The sequence below is a fragment of the Nocardioides sp. CPCC 206348 genome (genome assembly GCF_048654705.1).
Taxonomy (GTDB): Bacteria; Actinomycetota; Actinomycetes; order Propionibacteriales; family Nocardioidaceae; genus Nocardioides.
Genome location: NZ_JBMCZA010000093.1, coordinates 2007 through 2489, shown reverse-complemented (window position 1 = coordinate 2489; position 483 = coordinate 2007). Strand labels below are relative to the sequence as shown.

At 74.9% G+C, this 483-nt stretch carries 2 protein-coding genes; both read right to left on the bottom strand.

Annotated features, from left to right (window positions below; all coding sequences use genetic code 11):
* Window positions 1-143 (bottom strand): exodeoxyribonuclease V subunit gamma (locus ACOADB_RS04930; protein ID WP_378596825.1); only part of this gene is annotated, 143 nt, incomplete at its 3' end.
* 12 nt (window positions 144-155) lie between these two features.
* The coding region (locus tag ACOADB_RS04925) for a hypothetical protein (RefSeq protein WP_378596823.1) at window positions 156-483 on the bottom strand (328 nt) is incomplete at its 5' end.

Here is a 483-nt window from a genome sequence, read left to right as displayed (position 1 = left end):
TGGGTGAGCCAGCGCTCCACCCCCTTCGCGGGCACGACCACGACCTCGCTCGCGAACGGATCCGCCAGCGGCGTCGCCAACAACGCGCCGAGCTCGTCGGCGAGCAGGTCGGTGCGCGCGGCGCGGTGCAGGTGGAGGGCCATCGTGGCCCGAGGTTAGTGCGCGGGTCCGACCTGTGGTGGCGGCACGTCGCCGAGCACCGCCGCCATCGTCGTACGCCCGACCTCGATGGCCGCCTCGATGGACGCCAGGTCGCTGCTCAGCCGGCCCACGTCGGGCGAGCCGAGCGGTGGGCGTACCTCGACCAGGGTCGCGACCGGGGCGGCCGTCGCCTCAGCCAGGTGCAGGTCGTCCGCGGCGTAGGTCTGGTGCCGGTCGACGTGCGCGCGGCCGGCCTTCCAGCCGTGCCGGAGGAAGTACGGCGCGAGCAGGGCTCGCTCGAACCGCGACGGCGGGACGGCGTTCTGGTCGGAGCGGCGGGTG